General features: G+C 31.0%; 16 protein-coding genes. 11 read left to right on the top strand and 5 right to left on the bottom strand.

Annotation, left to right across the window (positions count from 1 at the left end):
• Window positions 1-234 precede the first annotated feature (234 nt).
• Genes ACKTTV_RS12950 through ACKTTV_RS12935 form a run of 4 tightly spaced genes read left to right on the top strand, consistent with a single transcriptional unit; the run spans window position 235 to window position 4,771 of the window.
• Window positions 235-963, top strand: a complete 729-nt coding sequence (locus ACKTTV_RS12950) for a hypothetical protein (protein ID WP_408031266.1) — start codon at window positions 235-237, stop codon at window positions 961-963.
• Window positions 963-3,044, top strand: coding sequence for a TonB-dependent receptor (locus tag ACKTTV_RS12945; RefSeq protein ID WP_408031265.1), 2,082 nt, complete (start codon window positions 963-965; stop codon window positions 3,042-3,044). Before ACKTTV_RS12950 ends, ACKTTV_RS12945 begins: the two co-directional genes overlap by 1 nt.
• A gap of 10 nt (window positions 3,045-3,054) precedes the next feature.
• Window positions 3,055-4,074 carry a sensor histidine kinase gene (locus tag ACKTTV_RS12940; protein ID WP_408031264.1) on the top strand — a complete coding sequence of 340 codons (1,020 nt, stop codon included), beginning with the start codon at window positions 3,055-3,057 and terminating at the stop codon, window positions 4,072-4,074.
• A complete protein-coding gene (locus tag ACKTTV_RS12935) occupies window positions 4,064-4,771 on the top strand; it encodes a LytR/AlgR family response regulator transcription factor (protein ID WP_408031263.1) in 708 nt (235 codons plus the stop codon). Before ACKTTV_RS12940 ends, ACKTTV_RS12935 begins: the two co-directional genes overlap by 11 nt.
• Window positions 4,772-4,863: 92 nt before the next feature.
• Here ACKTTV_RS12935 and ACKTTV_RS12930 read toward each other — a convergent pair whose 3' ends face one another.
• The 5 genes from ACKTTV_RS12930 to ACKTTV_RS12910 all read right to left on the bottom strand — a co-directional run bounded on the left by ACKTTV_RS12930 (window position 4,864) and on the right by ACKTTV_RS12910 (window position 9,392).
• Complete coding sequence (locus ACKTTV_RS12930) at window positions 4,864-6,681, bottom strand: DUF885 domain-containing protein (protein ID WP_408031262.1); 1,818 nt, start codon at window positions 6,679-6,681, stop codon at window positions 4,864-4,866.
• A gap of 70 nt (window positions 6,682-6,751) precedes the next feature.
• On the bottom strand, window positions 6,752-7,750 hold the full coding sequence (locus ACKTTV_RS12925; protein WP_408031261.1) for a transglutaminase domain-containing protein: 999 nt from the start codon (window positions 7,748-7,750) through the stop codon (window positions 6,752-6,754).
• Between the two features lie 107 nt (window positions 7,751-7,857).
• Complete coding sequence (locus ACKTTV_RS12920) at window positions 7,858-8,538, bottom strand: carboxypeptidase-like regulatory domain-containing protein (RefSeq protein ID WP_408031260.1); 681 nt, start codon at window positions 8,536-8,538, stop codon at window positions 7,858-7,860.
• Between the two features lie 205 nt (window positions 8,539-8,743).
• Window positions 8,744-9,013: a hypothetical protein gene (locus ACKTTV_RS12915; protein ID WP_408031259.1), complete on the bottom strand. Its 270-nt coding sequence runs from the start codon at window positions 9,011-9,013 to the stop codon at window positions 8,744-8,746.
• Entirely contained in the window at window positions 8,991-9,392 is a 402-nt protein-coding gene (locus ACKTTV_RS12910; protein WP_408031258.1) for a hypothetical protein, read from the bottom strand. Before ACKTTV_RS12910 ends, ACKTTV_RS12915 begins: the two co-directional genes overlap by 23 nt.
• A gap of 363 nt (window positions 9,393-9,755) precedes the next feature.
• Between ACKTTV_RS12910 and ACKTTV_RS12905 the strand changes: the two genes are divergently transcribed.
• The 7 genes from ACKTTV_RS12905 to ACKTTV_RS12875 all read left to right on the top strand — a co-directional run bounded on the left by ACKTTV_RS12905 (window position 9,756) and on the right by ACKTTV_RS12875 (window position 19,841).
• Entirely contained in the window at window positions 9,756-9,956 is a 201-nt protein-coding gene (locus tag ACKTTV_RS12905) for a hypothetical protein (protein WP_408031257.1), read from the top strand.
• Between the two features lie 224 nt (window positions 9,957-10,180).
• A complete protein-coding gene (locus ACKTTV_RS12900) occupies window positions 10,181-11,884 on the top strand; it encodes a tetratricopeptide repeat-containing sensor histidine kinase (RefSeq protein ID WP_408031256.1) in 1,704 nt (567 codons plus the stop codon).
• Window positions 11,885-11,886: 2 nt separating this feature from the next.
• Window positions 11,887-12,552 carry a response regulator transcription factor gene (locus tag ACKTTV_RS12895; RefSeq protein ID WP_408031255.1) on the top strand — a complete coding sequence of 222 codons (666 nt, stop codon included), beginning with the start codon at window positions 11,887-11,889 and terminating at the stop codon, window positions 12,550-12,552.
• Window positions 12,553-12,617: 65 nt separating this feature from the next.
• A complete protein-coding gene (locus ACKTTV_RS12890) occupies window positions 12,618-13,892 on the top strand; it encodes a parallel beta-helix domain-containing protein (protein ID WP_408031254.1) in 1,275 nt (424 codons plus the stop codon).
• Window positions 13,867-14,985 (top strand): SO2930 family diheme c-type cytochrome, encoded by a 1,119-nt coding sequence (locus ACKTTV_RS12885; protein ID WP_408031253.1) that lies wholly within the window; start codon window positions 13,867-13,869, stop codon window positions 14,983-14,985. The genes ACKTTV_RS12890 and ACKTTV_RS12885 overlap by 26 nt, the downstream gene beginning before the upstream one ends.
• Before the next feature lie 219 nt (window positions 14,986-15,204).
• Window positions 15,205-17,064 (top strand): DNA topoisomerase IV subunit B, encoded by a 1,860-nt coding sequence (locus ACKTTV_RS12880; protein ID WP_408031252.1) that lies wholly within the window; start codon window positions 15,205-15,207, stop codon window positions 17,062-17,064.
• Between the two features lie 62 nt (window positions 17,065-17,126).
• Window positions 17,127-19,841, top strand: coding sequence for a DNA gyrase/topoisomerase IV subunit A (locus ACKTTV_RS12875; protein ID WP_408031251.1), 2,715 nt, complete (start codon window positions 17,127-17,129; stop codon window positions 19,839-19,841).
• The last annotated feature ends 43 nt before the right edge of the window (window positions 19,842-19,884 follow it).

Genomic DNA, 19,884 nt, shown 5'->3' with positions numbered 1-19,884 from the left:
AATGTTTATAAAATAAATTGATGTTAAAAAACATTATCACAACTAAAAGAGCTTACACTCCCGTTATGATGGTATCATTCAAGACTCGAAATTTAACGAATCTTTAGTTAAAATTAAGATTGTTATTTATGAATACCTACCCAAAAGAATGTTTTACCGACTAAATTACTTCTACTATAGATTAGAATTTTACTTAAATAAGTAAAGTGATTATTTCGTCGGAAATTTTAAATCATGAAAATACAAAAACAACTACTGCTATTATCTATTGCATTATTTATTAACACTGTTTGTTTAGGACAAATTTCTTTTGAAGCTCGTGTTAATCTAGCTTATGAAAAATCTTTTAATTCTGGTGAAAACCATATTAAAGATTTAATTAAGGATTTAGAACATGAGTTTTCGAAAGATAAAAACCTCAGAGACGCACATTTTATCGCATATGCACATTATCGTGAGTCTAGTTTTCTGAAAGATAGAGATGAGAGTAAGGCCTTTGATACATTAAAAAAGGGAATATCTCTTTTACAAGCTGAGAAAAACAAGAACTCTAATGATTATGCTTTATTAGGATTAATGACAAGTTATTCCATAGTGTTTCAATATGAAATTGCTGCAATTATATCGTCCAAAGCAACGAAGTACTACGAGAAATGTTTAGAGCTAAACCCAAATAATTTTAGAGGGTATTTAGGTCTTGGTAAAAGTGATTTATTTAGACCCGTTCGATATGGAGGAGGGTTAAAGGTCGAAGGCTATTTAAAGAAAGCACTCTTATTATTAAATAAAAAAAACAACAGTTCTGAAGATTTGCAATGGGGAAAATTTGAAGTATACTATTATTTGACTAGCTATTATATAAAATCGAATAAAATTAGTGAGGCGAAAGTTTATGGTAATCAAGGGCTTAAGAAATTCCCGAAAAACAAGCGTTTAATAAGTCTTTTAGAAAAAATAAAGTAATGAAATCAATATATTTATCTTTCTTTTTTCTAGTGGTTTCTTATTGTACATTTGGACAAAATATAGTTGAAGGAAAGATTATAGACAAAAAAGGAAACTCAATTCCTTTTGCAAATATTTACCTTGAAGGAACCTCTGAAGGAACGATATCTGATGAAAAAGGGAAGTTTGAAATAAGAACAGAACTTAGTGGAAAGCAAAATTTAGTGGCCAGCATGGTCGGATATGAAACAAAAAATATTGAAATCATTATTATTGAGAATGAAAAAATAAATGTTACAATTCAACTAGAAGAAGGTACTACTTTATCAGAAGTAGTTATTTCTACAGGAGTTTTTGATGCAAGTGACGAAAAGAAAGCTACTATATTAAAGCCATTGGACATTGTAACAACCCCAGGAGCAAGTGGAGATATTTTTGGAGCATTGGCAACATTACCTGGCGTTGCTCCAATACAAGAAGAAACAGGATTATTTGTTAGAGGCGGCGAAGCTTCTGAAACCAAAACAATAATTGATGGAATCTTGGTTTCTAAACCTTTTTTAGGCGATACACCTGATGTACCTGGAAGAGGAAGATTCAACCCTTTTTTATTTAAAGGAACTATGTTTAGCACTGGGGCATATTCAGCCCAATATGGGCAGGCACTATCTTCGGTTTTGATATTGAATACGAACAACATTCCTGAAAGGAATAGGGTAGGTATCGGAATAAATATGGCAGGAGTCACCGCCTCTATCGTGAATGTTTGGAATAATAAAACAGCGCTACTTACCAATATTGGGTATTCTAATTTAAAACCTATGATGGATTTGATACCTCAAAATAGGAAGTGGATAATGGCTCCAAATGGTGTAGATGCATCTTTCGGTTATAGGTATCGTTCAGATAAAGGAGATTTGTTTAAGTCTTTTATACAATATCAATCGAATGCTTTAGGATTGTATTTACCTAATAATGAAAACTTAAGTACCACCATTCCTTTTAAAAGTAAAAACCATAATCTTTTTTGGAGCAACTCTTTAAAAGGAAGGTTAACAGATGAGTGGAAGTATCAGTTAAATGGTGCTTATAGTTATGATAAGAGTGTTGATAAATATGATATCTATAATAATGAGATTATTGAAAATTTAGCACAAGGTAGAGTTACACTAAAAAGAAATTTTGAAAAGTTGACGTTGACTTTTGGAAATGAATCGCAGTTTTTGTCAAAAAAATACCGTTCTTCTTCCATTAATTTAAGCAATAATCAAACAGCTTTTTATGTTGAAAATGATGCTAAAATAGCTGACAAACTCGCTTTAAGAATTGGATTTAGGTTTGAATATGCAAGTATTTTAAAGAAATGGAATGCTATGCCTAGAGCGAATATGAGTTATAGATTAAAAAATAATTCAATGGTATCACTTGCATATGGGAGGTTTTATCAAACACCTGATTATGACATTTTTTTAGGACAAAATAACTTAGATTATGAAGAATCAACCCATTATCTTATAAATTATCAATGGAAATCGAAGGGGAAAACTTTTAGAATAGAGGGATATTATAAAGATTATGACAACCTTATACTTTTTGAAAATAGTACAAATAATGATGGTTATGGGTTTTCCAAAGGGATAGATGTCTTTTGGAGAGATCAGGAAACTATAAAAAACCTTACGTATTGGTTTACATATTCTTATATAGATTCTGAACGATTGTATAGGGATTTTCCAACACAATCAACTCCAAAATTCATTTCTAAACACAGCTTTAATTCAGTTTTTAATTATAATCTTAATCAAAGAACAAGAGTAGGGTTTGCCTATACTTATGCTTCAGGAAGACCTTATAATGACGTTAATAAACAGGAATTTTTAGCAGAAAGAACTATTGATTATCATAATTTAAACATAAGTGGTAGTTATCTCTTTCCTTTTTTCGGGAAATTTAGCGTTTTATATATGTCTTTAAGAAATCCTTTTCAGATAAAACAAGTTTTTGGATATAGATACTCTTCCGATGGAGTTGTGAAAAAGCCAATCACTCCATCAACAAATTGGTCAATATTTGCAGGGGTTTCTATTAGATTAAATTGAGTAAAACAAAATGAAAAGAAAAGTTTTTATACATATTGCTTTTTGGTTGGGATGCTTAGCTGTGTGGAGTGCTCAAGACTTGGCCTATTATCCTTATTATAGCAAAAATATTGTAACAAATTTATTTAAGTTATTTCCTTATTTACCATTTGTGTATATAAATCTATATTTTTTAGTACCTAAATTTTTACTTAGAAAAAAAGTGAACCACTATTTGTTATTGAGTAGTTTAGGGGTAATTTTTACAACCTTTCTAACTTCTTGGAGTTTAATTTTTTTTTATAATTATATTAGAAAATATAAAGGTAAAGCCGTTTTTTATAGTAGTTTGGAAGGTGGGCTTTCATTGTTAAGTGATGTTGTTATAATAGTGTGTTTATCAATGATATTGTTACTTATAAAAGAGTGGTTTGAAAAGGACAATTATACCAAAGAAATTGAAAAAAAAAATATGGAAGTCGAACTTCAAATGCTTAAAAATCAATTAAATCCTCATTTTTTATTTAATGCACTCAATAGTATTTATGTAATGCTTGGAAGAAAAACGGAGGTAGGTAAAGAAATGTTATTACAGTTTTCTGATTTACTGAGTCATCAATTATATGATTCTCCTTTAGAATTTGTACAACTTCAAAAAGAAATAAATTATTTAAAGAGTTACATTTCACTTGAAACAGTTAAACACGAGGATATTGCTAATGTTAAGGTTAATTTTTCAATCTTAGATTCTAATTTAAAAATAGCACCAATGTTGCTTTTGCCACTGGTTGAAAATGCTTTTAAGCACGGGCAAACCAGTAAAGGGTACTGGATAGATATTGAAGCAAAGGTTGAATCTGATAATTACTTGCATTTTATTATTGAAAATAGTTATATAAAAAATGCCGCTTCAAAAGAATCGAAGGGGATAGGGTTATCGAATTTGAACAAGCGTCTACGCTTATTATATCCAGGTAAACATAGAATTTTGGTTGAAAAAAATAATGACACTTTTAAAGTAAACTTAACTTTAAAGCTTAATGAGGTATAGTTGTATAGTATTAGATGACGAGTTATTAGCGCGCAGAGGAATAGAAGATTACATTGCTAAAACGTCATATTTAGAACATAAGAAGTCTTTTGGAGATCCAGAAGAAGCATTGAGGTATCTTAACTTAGAAAAGGTAGATGTGCTTTTTTTAGATATTCAAATGCCTGATATAAATGGTTTTGAGTTTCTTAGCAAACTTAAACAAGAAATAAATATAATATTTACTACTGCACACAGAGAATTTGCCTTAGAAGGTTTTGAATCAAATGCATTAGATTATCTTTTAAAGCCAATCTCTTATGCTAGATTTTTAAAGGGCGTTGGTAAGCTCAGAAATAATGAGAGAAACGAGTTAATAAAAGATGAAGAACATCAAATTTTTATTAAATCTGATGGAGTAATCGTAAAGCTACTTTTAAAAGATATTACCCATTTTGAATCTGCTAATGATTATATTATTGTACACAAAAAAAATGAAAAATATTTGACGCTTAGTTCGTTTAAAAAAATAGAGGAAAAGATTCCTGAAAACTCCTTTTTAAGAGTTCATAGGTCTTTTTTGGTAAACCTTAAGTATATCCATAAAATTGAAGGGAATTTACTCCATATAGAAAACAAAAAAATCCCGATAAGCAAAAATTATAAAAATGAGGTATTAAAAACGATCATCGGTGATAAATTAATAGAAAGAAAATAAAACATATTAGATATTTAGATACCCAAACATAATTAAAGCCATCTTTATTCAGAAGATGGCTTTTATATATAATTTAAACAGGTTCAATCAGATTATTTTTGATAAGATTGAATCCACTTGTCTATTTTGTTTTCTAATAAAGCTAAAGGAATGCAACCCGTTTCTAATACTTGATTATGAAACTCTCGTATATCAAATTGATCACCTAATGTCTTTTTAGCTTTGGCTCTTAATTCTCTTATTTTCAACTGTCCTATTTTATACGAAAGTGCTTGTCCTGGATTAGCCATATAACGTTCTATTTCTGAAATAATACTGGCCTCTGGTTCGGCCTCATTGTCTAAAGAATATTGAATAGCTTGCTCTCTTGTCCAGCCTTTTGCATGTAATCCAGTATCAACAACCAGTCTAATTGCTCTGTGCATTTCCATTCCTAGCATACCAAAATATTGGTATGGATCGGTATACAAACCTAATTCTTTACCAAGATTTTCGGTATATAAAGCCCAACCTTCACCATAAGCACTATACCACAAGGTTTTTCTAAAGCTAGGAAGATTCTCGTTTTCTTGAGTTAACGAAATTTGATAATGATGACCAGGAATAGCTTCATGTAAAAATAAAGCTTCATCAGAAAACACATTGTATTTACTTGCATCGGGTATCGGTGTGTAGAATACACCAGGTCTGGTTCCGTCTAACGATCCTGGATTATACTCTGCACTAGCAGAAGCTTCTCTAAATTTTTCAGTTTGTTTAACAACGAATGGAGTTTTAGGCTTATTACCAAATAACTTCTCCAATTGAGGTTTCATTTTTTCATGAATGGCATTGAAGTTATCAATAATTTGACTCGGCTCAGTATAGGGCATAAGCTCTTTATTGCTGCGAACAAAATCAAAAAAATCTTTTAAAGAACCCTTAAAGCCAACTTCTTCTTTTACCTTTTCCATTTCCGAAAGAATTCTTGCAACTTCTTTTAATCCGAGTTCATGAATTTCTTCTGCCGTCATATTAGTCGTAGTGTAATTTTTAATGGCATGTTGATAATATTCTTTTCCTTGAGGAATTCCATCAATACCGCTACCTTCTCTTCCTGCCGTTAAATAATCTGTGCTTAAAAAAGCATGTAAGCTTTTAAACGAAGGAATCAATTTCCCAACCAGAAAGCTCGAATATTTCTCTGTTAATTTGTTTTTATCTTCTTCCGAAAAGCTATCCGGAAACTTCGTAATAGGAGTATAGAATAGGTGACTAGATAGGTCAACAATGCCTTCTTTGTTTTGATCAACTTGGCTTAAGCCTTCAAATTGAGGAATTACTTTCTTTATTAATGATTTTGGCAATACATAACCGTTTTGAATTCCTTCTTTCATTCTAGTTTCCGCCCATTGTAACCAAACATTATATTGCTGTAAACGCTTTAACCATTTTTCGTAATCTTCAACCGTTTTAAATGGTTGGGCGCTACTTCCGCTAGCAAGTTGCCCAACTGTTAAATTAATGGTCCACATTTGATTGATTGGCAATAAAACGTCGTTTTTAAAGCTTGCTTGTGCTAAAGCCATATCGCAATCCCAATTTAGCACGGCTTTACTCATTTTCTGACTTTCAGTTAAGTCTTTGTCATTAATTGTCTTGAGTTTTTCTTTGAATGAACTATAAAATTCATTTAACTTATCTTGATATTCATCTGAAAGAAAATTAGGGAATTGATCATTAAAACGATTGTCCCCAGCAAAGGTTGCATTAATGGGATTTAGCAATAATTTTCCTTCATTATAATCTTTTAATAATTTATCAAAATTCTCAGGAGCCTTAGTAGTTTCAATTGCCGCTTTTTTATGTTCTTTTTTACAAGAAATTAATAAGAGCGAAGCTATTATTACAGAAGCTAATATTTTTTGCATGATATTATTTTTGATCTGTAACAAATATAAATAAAAGCTTAATGATTGTTTTGTATCGACTTAAAATAAGCTATTTCCCTGAAATTAAATAAGTACTTACAATATCATTATTAAACAAAACATGAAGTTTATAACTTCCTTTATTTTTTAAAGAATAGCTTAGTTTAACCTGTTTTTTCTTGTGGTTAAAGCTAGTTTTTGGAGATATGAATTTTATTAAATTCCCTTTTTCAATAACCATATCAAAGCTGTCCGATTGCTCTAATTCACTTGTGAAAATAAACTCAGACAACTGCTTTGTTGGTATTTCAAGGGCTATTTTTGAAGGTGATATAGGAAATGTGCTATGTTTAAAAGTTTCATTATATATTATTGGAGATTCTAAATAGCTTGTTGATGACTCATTTGAGTTTAAAAGCCAAGTTTCATCTAAAGGGAAGTGGTTTTTAGAAAATAACTGAGGGCTGGTTAAAAAATACCCATCGTTGTAATCTTTAATAAATTGAAAAGACTCGTTAGCATAACCACTAGACCATGTTGGATCGCATAAATACCATTTATTGTTAATTTTTACAGCATTCCAGGAATGGTTTATTAGTTCAAACGAGTTTAGGTTTGTCGTGGCAGTTCTGGCATAACCATGAATAATCTTACATTTTATACCTGCTATTTCAGACATATACTTCAATAAGTAAGCATAACCAGTGCACATTGTTCTTTTTTGTTTTCTGAGTTTTTTAAAAACTTTTGGAAGCATGGATAGCTGCCATTCTTTTGATAATTCGGTTTTGTTTTTTAGTTTTTTGTTCTTGGCTAAAATTTTTTGAGATAATCTATGATCTCCGTTAATGTTAGCACATATCCATTTATATATGGCTCTAAACTTTTCTATGTCCGTTTTTAAAGAATGGGTAAGATTGTGAGTTAGCAAAGGAACGTTTTTCAAGCTTTCACTTTCATACAATTTAGCGAGGTTATCTGCTTTTGTAAAGTTAACATGTTTAAAATCCGAAACCTGAGCTTGGATGTTTATAACAGCGATAAAAAGTATGAAAGTAAAAGTTTTCATAGGCATATTTATTCTTGTTTCAGTTTGAAGGAGGGGATAAATTTTCAATACGATTTATAAATATATTTGTCGTGTCCTTGTTTGTTCGAACATAAAGACGTTTATTTTTAATTTTTCTTTTTCTTGGTAAATGTTTTTTTGATAGCAACTTCCCCAACCAATATAACTTCACCAAGTATGGCGTCATTTTCCATAACCAAATTGATGTTTTTGTTTTTTTTAGAAATCACAATTTCTTCAGTTTTTAACCCAACAAAACTAAAAATCAATACATCTCCATCTTTTAGTGGTTTTGGAAACTTGAAATTACCGTCAAAGTCAGTTTCTGCTCCTATAGTAGTTCCTTTTAGAAGTACGGCAACTCCAGATAGAACACCCGTTTCGTCTTTTACAGTACCAGAAACTATAAAGCTTTTAGGGTTGTGGAATGATTTTAATTTTTCTTTAGCCGTTCTTATTTCAATTTTAGGAGTGTTTTTTTGTGCCGTAAGTTGTTGTGGAAGAAAGAGTGAGAGAAACATCATTCCTAAAGCCTGAAAAATGCTATGTTTTTTCAATTGAGGAGGTTCTGCATAGAAAGTATTCAATTGACTGTTTTTAAATTTTCCACAGGTATTTTGCGAGTTATTTTGTTTAAAATAACTCAGTATTTCCTGAGAGGACATTTTTGTAAAATCGATAACTTCTTTTTGACAGGAATCACAAAAGCCTCCCTTTTGAGTAGGCTCAAAGCTTTCGAAGTTTTCTTGACATGGAGATTTGATTGAAATTGAAAAGTTCTGTTTCATATTAATTTGCATAGTTTTTAAGTTGAATATGAATCAAACTTATTTGATATTTATAAGAGATCAAATGCAAAATGAGTGAACGAGTAATACCATTACGTGAAGAGTTAATTTTATAGAGTGTAGTAGCTATATGTAGTACAAAAAGCCCCAATTCGATAGTAGATTTGAATTGAGGCAAGAGATGTGTTTTTCGTATGAATGTGCATTAATCGTTATGATTGTATTTATGCTTGTAAGCAGAGTAAGAATATGCACTATTGTGAGAATGTGTTAATTGCGTATTTATTGGAATAATGCTGCTCGTAGGAAGTTTAGTGTTATTATCTAAAGTAATAGGGTAGTTTTCGGTTTCAATTTTCTTAAAAATATTAATATTCATTAAAACCAACGTAGTATTGGTATATTGTTTATTGTCTTTGATTTCACGATATTGGTAGTAGGTAATAATATTGTCAGGCTTTAAAAAGTATATCATTAAAAGGATAGAAGAAATAGCCATTAAATGAATATATTTTTTTTTTGAAACTAACAAAAGACCATTTTGAGGTGTTTTTTGAGTTTCTAGAAAGGCTATTACAAAATTGGAGATAGTTTTGGTAACCGAGGTATTCAGATATGCAGTTCTTTAACTCGGTACATGGTTCTTTTGATTTGTTAGCTCTTCCTTCCACATGTTTCTCGTAGTAATTTTTCATTGTTTTCGCAGTAACACTAATATGCTTATATTTATCAAAAATTTGTTGTGTTAGTACTTTCTCTTCGAAGAAATCGAAGCACCCAGTTTTATTCTTTCTATGGTTTTCGGGTTCACTTTTAAGCTTTGAGTAAAGTTTTTCTAATAATTCTCGTGTCATCAGTAGGTTTTTATTTATTGGTTCAACCAAATGTAAGAAGGTGATTCATATTAACTTAAAGGAAACCCGTAAAAAATGGAAAATCTTTTCCATTTCTTTTCTATTTATTTTCCACACAGAACTTTACAAAACCGATAGTTTTGACTCAGAAACTAGCAATAAAAATTACTAGCTAGTTTTTACAAAAGATTTATCTGATGTCTTTAGAAGGGAAGTCTAATTTGTCAATCGGTATAATCTTTTACTTCCCATTTAAAGAGTTGTGCACCTCTTAAAAACAAATGCTTTTTGGGCATACTAAACTGAGTTGGTTTAGCCACTCAGCATGCAATTTTTATGCAAAAATTTTAAATGTAGGAAAAAATGAGAAAAATAGTTTTTATAGCGATATTATTGGTAACTGGTTTATTTACGGCATGTACAGATTCATCTGAGGAAATGTTAAACCAACCACAGCAAATTGATGTAGAAGAAATGAGTACAGGAGGACAAGGATCGGGAATTCATGATCCAGATCCTGAACCTGTAGATCCAAAAGAAGGAAATCAAAAAGTTGATAATTAAATGACTTTATAATTACTTTTATAAATGAATTCAAAGGAGGGGCTTAAATAATAAAACCCTCCTTTTCTTTTTTTGTATAGAAAATAATAAGTTTTATTTTTCTTTTATTGTTTTTTGTTTATGTAACACTTTAATATAGAGGGAATCCTTAAATTTAATTAGGAAATTAAGCGAATAGATTTTTTAGTGCCTTCAGAATTTAATATTTTAGAAAAATGAAACATATGAAAGTAATAATCCTTTTCTTTTCTGTTGTTTTATATGCTAATCTATATGGACAGAATAAAGAAAAAACGAACTACGATAAAATAATTGATAGTATAAGAAAGGAACTTATTGAAATTGATACTGAAGAAGAATTAGAATATAAATACTACTCACTAGGCTACTATTTTAATAAAATAAATCAATCAGATAGTGCTTATAAATATATATCCAAGTCGAAAGATATTTGTTTAAAGTTGAAGGATACCTTAAAAACAGTTCAAAGAATGTTTAGTCTAGCGAAGATTGAATCTAAAAAGGATTTTTTTTCCAAAAGTGACTCTACAGCAATTCAAGCTTTGAGGTTTTTAGGACGGAATAAAGGTCGATACAAAATAACTGTATCATTATATAATACTTTAGGAGTTAATGCCAATTATCAAGGAAATTACCAAGAAGCTGTTAGGTGTTATAATAAGGTATTAGCAATAGCTAAAGACTCCGTTAATATTATTTGGTATAAAAGTAATATTGCTTCGAATTTAACTTCACTTAAAAGTTATGTTAAGGCTAACGAAATATACGAAAATATTAAGTCCAGTCATTATTTTGATAGTATCCCCAAGGGCTTCAAAGCTGTCGTTTTTGATAATCATGCCTATACTAAATTATTAAATAATGAGGAAATAGATGAATCTGACTTTATGAAAGGTCAAAAGATTAAACGTGAAATTAATGATTTTGATGGGTTGATGACGAACTATCTTTATTTGTCAGAATACTATCAGAAAATAGAAGATATTAAGAATGCAAGAAAATATGCTTATTTAGCTCATGATTTGGCTTTAGAACTAAATATAACAAGCACAAGAATTATGGCGATAGATAGAATTTTATCCCTGGAACCAGAATCGAGAGCTAGGGAATTAAGTATTGAAAAATCGAATATTCTAGATAGTATTCAGAAACAGAGAAATGAATTCGCTACTACAATATATAATTATAAAGATGAAGTTAATAAACGAATTATAGCAGAAAGTAATTTGTCAAAAACACAGCTTCAAAAGCAAAAATGGATTTTTGCGGTTTGTTTTGTTATTGTCGGTTTTATTGTCTATTTCTTTTATAAAAGAGGACAAACGAAAAAGGAGAAAATTATTGAAGTATATAAAACAGAAACTCGTTTGGCCAAGAAAATTCATGATGAATTGGCTAATGATATCTTTTTGGTTATGAATAAAGTTCAACAAAATGAAAATTCTGATGGAACGGTATTAAATCATTTAGAAAAGATTTATATGCAAACAAGAAATATTTCGCATGAAAACAGCCCAGTAGTAACAGGGAAGAAGTTTGAAGGCTTTTTTAAACAGTTACTTTCAGAGTTTTCAACCAACCAATGTCGAATTATTAGCAAAGGTATTTCTGATATTCATTTAAATAAGTTACCTAAAGAAACGCAAATTGTTTTTTACAGAGTTTTTCAGGAACTATTAATTAATATGAAAAAGTATAGTAATGCAAGTTTGGTTGTAATTAATTTTAGAGAGGAAAAAGACCTTATTCATGTGACTTTCAAGGACAATGGGGTAGGGGTTGATGCAATAAAAATAAAAAATGGGCTCCAAAATATGGAAACCCGTATTAAATCTATAAATGGTTCTATTACATTTGATTCTGAAGTCAATAAAGGCTTTCAAGTGAAGTTTCAAATAAAAAAGTAATTATGTTTCAAAAAGTATTAATCGCCGAGGACACAGACTATATGTCAAGTGGAATAAAAATAGCTTTAGAAAGCTTTCAAATACCTCAAATAGAATACGCTCAGTATTGTGATGAAGCTTATTTAAAACTAAAAAAAGCTTGGTTAAGTAATGAGCCATTTGATCTATTAATTAGTGATTTATCATTCGTAGACAATTATAGTCCACAACAATTAACTACTGGTGAAGAATTGATAAAAAAAGCTAAAGAGTTACAACCAGATTTAAAAACCATTGTTTTTTCTATTGAAGATAAACCTTACCGTATACAACATTTATGTAAAGAATTACTTGTAAATGCTTACGTATGGAAATCTATTCATGGACAAAAAGAATTAAAGAGAGCTATAAATTCTGTATATGGAAATGATTTCTTTATTACTCCTAAACTAGCACATACCTTAAGAACTATCGAAACTTTTGAAATTACAGAGTACGACGTATCTTTATTAAAACACTTGGCCAACGGCATGGATCAAAGAGATATAAGTAAAGATTTTAAAGAAAAGAACATGAAGCCATCAAGCATAAGTTCTGTCGAAAAAAGATTGAAAATTTTAAAAGAAAACTTCAATGCCAACAACCCAACACAATTAATAGCAATAACTAAAGACTTCGGCCTAATCTAGATTGAGTTGCTCTGTGTGTTATAATTGTATATCTTACAGGGTGTTAATCAAAAATCTAGCTACAAATGAAGAAATTGTATTATGTAGTAATAGGCTTGTTTGCTTTTGCCTTTATCGCCTATTTATTTATTAAGAAAGAACCTTTACCAACTTATAATGTAGATAGGTATTATATTGAAGGAAAAGAAAATGAAATTCTTGCAAAATTTTTACTGGCTAAAGACAGTAGTGTTATTGAATTAGATGAAGGACATTTTTTGCTGGGTCAAAGTTTAATACTTGATGGAGTAAATAATGTAACCATTCGTGGTAAAGGAATACATAAAACAGTTTTAAGTTTTAAAGGTCAAAATAAAGGTGCGGAAGGTATAAGAATCTCAAATGCACAGAATATCACTCTTGAAAATTTAACGGTTGAAGATGCTAAAGGTGACAATATCAAAGTAATGGACACCAAGGGCATTATAATACGTAATGTACAAAGCTCTTGGGTAGGAAAAGTTAGTGAAAAAAATGGAGCCTATGCTTTTTATCCTGTATTGTGTGAAAACGTAACTATTGATGGTTGTATTTCTATTGGTGCCTCAGATGCAGGTATATATGTTGGACAATCACAAGAAGTTACTATAAGTAATAATACTGTATTTTATAATGTTGCAGGAATCGAAAGTGAAAATTCTACTAATGTCAAGATATTTGGGAACGAAGTGTATGAAAATACAGGAGGTATTTTGGTATTCGATCTGCCAGGTTTAACTCGATATGGAAAAAATATTGAGGTTTTTAATAATAAGATTTACAATAATAATATTAAGAACTATGCACCAGAAGGATCAATCGTAGGGCAAACACCTTCAGGAACAGGGGCATTGGTGTTAGCTACGGAAAATGTACATTTTCACGATAATGTGTTTACTAACAACAAAACTACTTCTATAGCATTATCAAGTTATCTTTTGATTTATGAAATGGGAAAAAGAGATGCTGAAGAAGAAAAATCTCCCGATGAATTAGGTAATGGTGTTGCTTCAGCTGATAAACTTAATGACGAGTTTTTAAAGGACAAAAAATACAATCCTTACAATCGGAAAATTAAAATAGGGGTCAATAGTTATTCGAATTCTCGTTGGTTTCCAACGCTCAACAATGATTTTGGAAAGCTATTACTATTTAAGAAACCATTCCAAACAATTGATATTTTATGGGATGGGGTTGTTTCTCCCAATACCGATTATACAATATGTATTGATAACACAAAGGATATCAATTTTTACAATGCTGATTTATTAAACGACTTCAAAAATGCTACTACCAATGAATCGTTATATAAATGCCGTTAGTTTATTCATACTTTTTTGTTTTAGCTGTAAACAAGTAAATTCCGAAAAAAAAGAGGTTTATAAGAAAAAGCAATTAGGAATTTCGGGCTTACTGACTCCAGCAGATACCTTGAATTCTTACGATATAGGATTCAAACGATTGTCGGATTATGATTTTTTTGAAAAGCCATTGCATCTATTAAAACCAGTGAGTAAAAGAGTGATTCCTTATGAATTAAACTCCCCTTTATTTACCGATTATGCATCTAAAAAACGTTTTATTGTAATCCCAAAAGATAAAACCATTTCTTATAAAGAAAATGGAGTCCTAGATTTCCCTTTAGGTACCATAATCATAAAGAATTTTTACTATACATCGAATGAGTTAAATAAGCCTAATGATCAAATTATTGAAACAAGATTACTCATTTTAGACAGTGCTTCTAAAAAGTGGGTTCCATTGCCATACATATGGAATGAAGATCAGACCGAAGCTTATTTATATATATTAGGGAAAGACATAGATATTGTTAGAAAAAATGAGAAATCTGAGGAACAAGCCTTCATGTATTCAGTACCAAACATTAATATGTGCAAAAACTGTCATGTAAAAAACACCAAAATAGTTCCACTAGGACCAACGGCAAGGCAAATTAATAGGTATAATCAAGTGTTTGATAGCAATCAAATAGATTATTTGATCACTAACAGTTTTATTGAAGGAATTAAAAGCTCAGCAAATAGCCCTAAAATCCCCAACTATTTAGATGAAAAAGTTTCCATAAATAATAGAGCAAGAGCTTATTTAGATGTCAATTGTGCTCATTGCCATCGGGAGGGAGGGTCTGCTAAAACTTCTGGGTTGCACTTGAATTATTTACAAAACGATATGTATAAGGTAGGTGTAAATAAGCCCCCCGTTGCCGCAGGAAAAGGCTCTGGTAATTTAGATTTTGATATCGTTGAAGGAAAGCCTAATGAATCTATTCTTATGTATAGAATGAAACATTTGGAACCGGATATTGTGATGCCCGAAATAGGTAAAAACACCTTACACAAGGAAGGGGTTGAGCTTATTGAAAAATGGATTATTTCTTTAGATAAAAAGAAATGACTTTTACAAAATTGAAATAGAACAAGAAGGTGTTTATTGAAGCTTTATTTATTTCAATGCTGGTATTTTTTATCAGTTTTAACAAATGTATTAATTGTTTGGTTTCTAGGTTTTTCAACAATATCGGCGTTTGTTTGTTAATTACTTTATAAGATTGCATTGGTAAAAAAATAACGTAAATAGTATATTAGCGGTTCATTCACGAATTTCAACTTTTTTATGGCTCAAGAAACAAAATATACCGAGGATAATATACGATCACTGGATTGGAAGGAACATATTAGAATGCGTCCTGGGATGTATATTGGAAAACTAGGAGATGGTTCTTCTCCTGATGATGGTATATATATACTTGTAAAAGAGGTGTTAGATAACTCCATTGACGAATTTGTCATGGGAGGTGGAAAAACTATTGAGGTATCTGTTCAGGGCAATAAAGTGATCGTAAGAGATTATGGACGTGGAATTCCTTTAGGGAAAGTGGTGGATGTAGTTTCTAAGATGAATACAGGAGGTAAGTATGATTCTAAAGCCTTTAAAAAATCAGTTGGATTAAATGGAGTTGGAACGAAAGCGGTAAATGCCCTTTCAACATATTTTCGTGTAGAATCTACCAGAGATGGAAAATCTGCTTCTGCGGAGTTTGAAAAAGGAACACTTACAAATCAAGATTTACTTGATGAAACTTCAAGAAGAAGAGGTACGAAAGTTACCTTTATTGCTGATGATAGCATCTTTAAAAACTATAAATATCGTCCGGAATACATTGTTAAACTTCTTAAAAACTATGTATACCTTAATCCTGGATTAACCATTGTTTTCAATGGAGAAAAGTTTTATTCTGAAAACGGTTTAAAGGATTTATTAGAGGATAACAACAACGTTGAAGACATGTTGTATCCTATAATTCACCTAAGAGGTGACGATATTGAAGTAGCAATATCACATAGTAAAACACAATATTCAGAAGAATATTATTCATTTGTAAATGGGCAAAATACATCTCAAGGAGGAACGCATTTGGCTGCATTTAGAGAAGCTGTAGTAAAGACAGTACGTGAGTTTTACGGAAAAAACTTTGACGCATCAGATGTTAGGAAATCTATTATAGGAGCCATTTCCATTAAAGTTATGGAGCCTGTTTTTGAAAGTCAAACAAAAACAAAATTAGGATCTACAGAAATGGGAGGAGACCTGCCAACGGTTCGTACCTATATCAATGATTTTGTTAAAAATAAATTAGATAATTATCTTCACAGAAACTCTGAGGTTGCAGAACAACTTCAAAAGAAAATACTTCAAGCGGAAAAAGAAAGAAAGGAACTTTCTGGAATTAGAAAATTAGCAAGGGATAGGGCTAAAAAGGCTAGCTTGCATAATAAAAAGCTAAGAGACTGTCGTATTCATTTTGGTGATACCAAAAAAGAAGCGTACTTAGAAACTACGCTGTTCATTACGGAGGGAGACTCGGCAAGTGGTTCTATTACTAAGTCCAGAAACGTAAATACCCAAGCAGTATTTAGTTTAAAAGGAAAGCCATTGAACTCATATGGATTGTCGAAGAAGATTGTTTATGAGAATGAAGAATTTAACCTTTTACAATCTGCTTTAAACATTGAAGATGGTATGGAAGGGCTGCGTTACAACAATATTGTAATCGCTACCGATGCCGATGTCGATGGTATGCATATTCGATTATTATTAATAACCTTCTTTTTACAGTTTTTTCCTGAGGTAATTAAAGAAGGACATTTATATATTTTAGAAACACCACTTTTTAGAGTTAGAAATAAAAAAGAAACCATTTATTGCTATTCTGAAGAAGAAAAACAAGCAGCAATCAATAAACTAAGAGGAAAACCTGAGATAACACGATTTAAAGGGCTTGGTGAGATTTCTCCGAATGAATTTGTTCACTTTATTGGTGATGATATTCGTTTAGACCCAGTAATGTTAGATAAAGAAATGTCTATTGAACAGATGTTAGAGTTCTACATGGGAAAAAACACACCAGATAGACAAAAGTTTATTATCAATAACCTGAAAGTGGAACTTGATTTACTTGATGAGGGAGCTTAAGCAAGTAAAAGCAATGCAAAACCAATAATATTTCCCTAACCTAAATAAAACGGAGCTTTTTTATGAGCGAAGACAACAACAATTACGAGCACGAAGAAGAAGAATTAAATACATCAGGAGAAAATACAGAAACGATTACCAAGGTTACAGGAATGTACAAGGAATGGTTTTTAGATTATGCTTCATATGTAATTTTAGAGCGTGCCGTTCCTTCTATAGAAGACGGATTTAAACCAGTACAACGTCGTATCATGCATTCTATGAAAGATTTAGATGATGGTCGATATAATAAGGTTGCAAATATCGTTGGACATACCATGCAGTATCACCCTCATGGAGATGCTTCTATTGCTGATGCCATGGTGCAAATGGGGCAAAAGGAACTCTTGATTGATATGCAGGGTAACTGGGGAAATATCTTAACAGGTGATAGAGCTGCGGCATCTCGTTATATTGAAGCGCGTTTGTCTAAGTTTGCTTTAGATGTTGTTTTCAACCCAAAAACAACCGAATGGCAACTTTCTTATGATGGAAGAAAGAAAGAGCCTGTAAATCTTCCTGTAAAATTTCCGTTGTTATTAGCACAAGGTGCAGAAGGTATTGCAGTTGGTTTATCAACTAAAATTTTACCTCATAATTTTAATGAACTTATTGATGCTTCGATAAAATATTTAAAAGGTAGAAGTTTTACTATTGTTCCTGACTTTTTAACTGGGGGTGTTGCCGATTTTACGAATTATAGTGATGGTAAAAGAGGAGGGAAAGTAAGAGTAAGAGCGAAAATATCGCAATTAGATAAGAAGACACTTGTTATCAATGAAATTCCTTTTGGAACTACAACTACGTCATTGATTGATAGTATTCTGAAAGCAAATGATAAAGGGAAAATCAAAATTAAGCGAATTGAAGATAATACGGCCGCTGAAGTAGAAATTTTGGTGCATCTACCTCCAAATGTATCTCCTGATAAAACTATCGATGCGTTATATGCCTTTACCAATTGTGAAAACTCTATTTCTCCCTTGTGCTGTATCATTGAAGATAATAAACCTGTATTTATTGGAGTTTCCGAAATGCTGAAGAAGTCAACAGATTTTACAGTTGAGTTATTAAAGCAAGAGTTAGAAATAAAGTTAAATGAACTTGAAGAACAATGGCATTTTTCTTCGTTAGAAAGAATTTTCATAGAAAACAGAATCTATCGTGATATTGAAGAAGTTGAGACTTGGGAAGGAGTAATTGAAGCTATTGATCTTGGGTTAAAGCCACATACAAAACATTTAAAAAGAGAAGTTACTGAAGAAGATATTGTACGCTTGACAGAAATACGAATTAAGAAGATTTCAAAATTTGATATTGATAAGGCGAAACAATTTATTGAGAGTTTAGAAGAGCAAATTACTGAAGTAAAGAATCAATTAGATAATTTGATTGATTTCGCCATTGATTACTTTAAAAACCTAAAAGATAAATACGGTAAAGGAAAAGAGCGCAAAACTGAAATTAGAATTTTTGATGATATTGTTGCCACAAAGGTTGTCATGCGAAATTCGAAATTATATGTGAATCGCGAAGAAGGATTTATAGGTACTTCACTTAAAAAGGATGAATATATTTCTGATTGTGCTGATATAGATGATGTAATTGTGTTTCGAGAAGATGGAACCATGATTGTAACCAAAGTTGCCTCTAAAACCTTTGTAGGTAAAGGAATCATGCACATTGCTATCTTTAAAAAGAAGGATAAGAGAACCGTTTATAATATGATTTATAAAGATGGTACTCGTGGACCTAGTTATATGAAACGTTTTAATGTTACAAGTATTACACGTGATAAAGAGTATGATTTAACCAATGGAAGCAAAGGTTCAAAAGTATTATATTTCACAGCTAATCCTAATGGAGAAGCTGAAGTAATTACGATTTTGTTAAGAGCTGTTGGTAGCATTAAGAAATTAAAATGGGATATTGATTTTGCCGATTTAGCAATAAAGAGTAGAAGTGCCAGAGGAAACCAGGTGACCAAATATGCCATTAAAAAAATAGAATTTAAATCGGCAGGAGTATCAACATTAAAACCAAGGAAAATATGGTTTGATGATACCGTACAGCGCTTAAATGTTGATGAAAGGGGAGAGCTTCTTGGCGAATTCAGAGCGGAAGATAGAATTTTGGTTGCTACGCAAAGTGGAAAAATCAAGGCGGTAATTCCTGATTTAACGATGCACTTTGAAAATGACATGATTGTTCTTGAAAAATGGAATCCTAAAAAACCTATTTCAACCATTTATTTCGATGGAAACAAAGAAAAATATTATGTAAAGCGTTTTTTAATCGAATCTGCAGATAAAGAAGAGGTGTTTATATCTGATCACGAAAAATCGAAGTTAGAAATTATTGCTACGGATTTTCGACCTATGGCAGAAGTAATTTTTTCAAAGCGTAGCTTGGAGAAACTAGAGGTTAATTTTGAAGAATTTATCTCTATTAAAGGAATTAAAGCTTTGGGTAATCAGTTAACAACTGATAAAATTAGAACGGTTAACTTGTTGGAATCGTTACCTTATGATGAACCTGAAGAGAAGATTGAAGACATTGAAGTAAAGGAAGAAGAAGAAATTCAAGAAGAAGGTCTTCCTTTAGAGATTGAAGAAACCGAAGCAAAAGAGTTTGATGAAACAAAAGAAGATAAAGCTAAAAAAGCGTTAGCCCGCGCACTTCAAAAGAAGAAAAAGAATGTTGCTGATGATGACGATAGTCAAACAGCATTGTTCTAAAATAATTTTATAAGTTTGAAGTAGGAATTATTTTCTGCAAAAC

It is taken from the genome of Tenacibaculum xiamenense (assembly GCF_964513065.1).
Classification (GTDB): Bacteria; Bacteroidota; Bacteroidia; order Flavobacteriales; family Flavobacteriaceae; genus Polaribacter; species Polaribacter xiamenense.
Note: the sequence above shows the minus strand (reverse complement) of the source record. Positions and strands in the feature narration are given on the sequence as shown.

What these genes read in the sequence shown, in the direction of transcription:
- ACKTTV_RS12950 (WP_408031266.1), top strand. Translation starts at nt 235, where the DNA reads ATGAAAATACAAAAACAACTACTGCTATTATCTATTGCATTATTTATT.
- ACKTTV_RS12945 (WP_408031265.1), top strand. Translation starts at nt 963, where the DNA reads ATGAAATCAATATATTTATCTTTCTTTTTTCTAGTGGTTTCTTATTGT.
- ACKTTV_RS12940 (WP_408031264.1), top strand. Translation starts at nt 3,055, where the DNA reads ATGAAAAGAAAAGTTTTTATACATATTGCTTTTTGGTTGGGATGCTTA.
- ACKTTV_RS12935 (WP_408031263.1), top strand. Translation starts at nt 4,064, where the DNA reads ATGAGGTATAGTTGTATAGTATTAGATGACGAGTTATTAGCGCGCAGA.
- ACKTTV_RS12930 (WP_408031262.1), bottom strand. Translation starts at nt 6,681, where the DNA reads ATGCAAAAAATATTAGCTTCTGTAATAATAGCTTCGCTCTTATTAATT.
- ACKTTV_RS12925 (WP_408031261.1), bottom strand. Translation starts at nt 7,750, where the DNA reads ATGAAAACTTTTACTTTCATACTTTTTATCGCTGTTATAAACATCCAA.
- ACKTTV_RS12920 (WP_408031260.1), bottom strand. Translation starts at nt 8,538, where the DNA reads ATGAAACAGAACTTTTCAATTTCAATCAAATCTCCATGTCAAGAAAAC.
- ACKTTV_RS12915 (WP_408031259.1), bottom strand. Translation starts at nt 9,013, where the DNA reads ATGATATACTTTTTAAAGCCTGACAATATTATTACCTACTACCAATAT.
- ACKTTV_RS12910 (WP_408031258.1), bottom strand. Translation starts at nt 9,392, where the DNA reads ATGACACGAGAATTATTAGAAAAACTTTACTCAAAGCTTAAAAGTGAA.
- ACKTTV_RS12905 (WP_408031257.1), top strand. Translation starts at nt 9,756, where the DNA reads ATGAGAAAAATAGTTTTTATAGCGATATTATTGGTAACTGGTTTATTT.
- ACKTTV_RS12900 (WP_408031256.1), top strand. Translation starts at nt 10,181, where the DNA reads ATGAAAGTAATAATCCTTTTCTTTTCTGTTGTTTTATATGCTAATCTA.
- ACKTTV_RS12895 (WP_408031255.1), top strand. Translation starts at nt 11,887, where the DNA reads ATGTTTCAAAAAGTATTAATCGCCGAGGACACAGACTATATGTCAAGT.
- ACKTTV_RS12890 (WP_408031254.1), top strand. Translation starts at nt 12,618, where the DNA reads ATGAAGAAATTGTATTATGTAGTAATAGGCTTGTTTGCTTTTGCCTTT.
- ACKTTV_RS12885 (WP_408031253.1), top strand. Translation starts at nt 13,867, where the DNA reads ATGAATCGTTATATAAATGCCGTTAGTTTATTCATACTTTTTTGTTTT.
- ACKTTV_RS12880 (WP_408031252.1), top strand. Translation starts at nt 15,205, where the DNA reads ATGGCTCAAGAAACAAAATATACCGAGGATAATATACGATCACTGGAT.
- ACKTTV_RS12875 (WP_408031251.1), top strand. Translation starts at nt 17,127, where the DNA reads ATGAGCGAAGACAACAACAATTACGAGCACGAAGAAGAAGAATTAAAT.